The organism is Burkholderia sp. APQ4-4ca (assembly GCF_057837105.1).
Window position 1 is genome coordinate 1 of sequence record NZ_JBYQCG010000194.1, and the last position, 1,439, is coordinate 1,439.

Genomic DNA, 1,439 nt, shown 5'->3' on the forward strand with positions numbered 1-1,439 from the left:
CGTGTCCGGTGGCAGTACAGGGGAAACGGCCGGCACTGCCGATGGCGCAGTGACGACAGGAACAAATGCCTGCGCTTCACCCACCGGAACACGACGTGCTGAACCCGGGATGTCGATCGATACGCCGTCGATCACCAGCGGGTCCGGCCTCGTCGGGGTTTGCAGCGTATGCTGCTGATGGCGCGAGATCCAGCGACGCAACTGGTTCGGATTGACGTCATGGTCCATGGCCGCCCGGGCGATCGATACCCCCGGCCTCAGGCAAAACTCGACCAGCTCCCGCACGGCATCTTCATCAAATTCCCGCCGGCCATCCCGTCTGCGGCCAACCACCAGTCTGCTTCGAAGGTCCTGTTTCTCTGTCATCACGGTCTGAGTGCATGTGTCCACGCGGACACTTAGCATCTGACCTTCTGCCTACCATTGGTAGGGCGTCGTTTATTGACGGCTTACCCAGCATGCGCCGCTTTCCTCGGCTACCTCCTCGGTCGCTTGCTTCGCGATTGCGGCCGAAAATAGCGATGCTACAAGTCGCTTGGGCGACATGTGCTGATGACAGCCTTGCCAGCACCGTATCGAACGGCTCTGCCACAAGTAACCGCTCGGAGCACCTGATTCCTATCAAGCACGAGCGCCGCGAGCTGGCGGTGCCGCGATAATATCGTCGCGCTACAGCGAGGAAGCGTGAATGTCTGTCGCGTAACGCAAAAACGCAATGAGGAATAAGCTCGGTGCGACCCACGGGGGAGGGGTGCAAAGCGGTAGCTGGTTCAGGCAGCCTTGTTACCGCCCAATGCCGCAAATACGAACTTGGTCTTGTACTTGTCGAAAACGTAGACGGCCGACAGTGGCACTGCCGTAACCACCACCCCGCTCAGCACCGCAGTGACCTGCGGGTTGAACACGTTGAGCATCGGCACTGGTGCGATTGCCTTCGAGATGACATTCGCCACATACACACCCATGACGGCAGAAGCAGTACCGAGCATCACGACCTTGATGCTGTCGAACTTGTTCTCGTCGTCGCTAATCAGCACGCGCGCGCTGCGCACCACGGAAAGGGTGCATTCACGGATGATGGACAGCATGAATGCCGGCATCTTGACGATGAGCGAGATAAGAATCTGCGGAATCGCCGCCAGCGCACCGGCCACGCCACCTTCAATACCCGCCGCGCGTGCGCGCGCCCAAATCTGCCGTTCCTCGAAGCGCTGCGTCAGCGTGTCAACGATATTCTGACGGCGCTGGTTGATGTTGGCCAGTAGTCCGTTCTCGTCGAAGAACTTGCCGTTGACCGCAATATCCCTGATTTCGTCGACGAAGATGTCGATGGTCTCGACCACGATAAGGCCCACCACCTGCTGCGCCGCCATACGCGCGCTGGCGCTGGCTACCGTAAGACCGATTTCCTTCGCTGCTTCGATGCGAGCTTGATGCAT

Annotated in this window: 1 protein-coding gene and 1 pseudogene; both read right to left on the reverse strand. The window is 59.5% G+C overall.

Translation table 11 applies throughout. The features are described 5' to 3' along the window. Positions 1-405, reverse strand: a 405-nt coding sequence (locus AC3IFE_RS21120; RefSeq protein WP_489191836.1) for a transposase, incomplete at its 3' end; no start/stop codon positions are given. Between the two features lie 365 nt (positions 406-770). Then, positions 771-1,439, reverse strand: a pseudogene (locus AC3IFE_RS21125) (hypothetical protein); the annotation flags it as partial.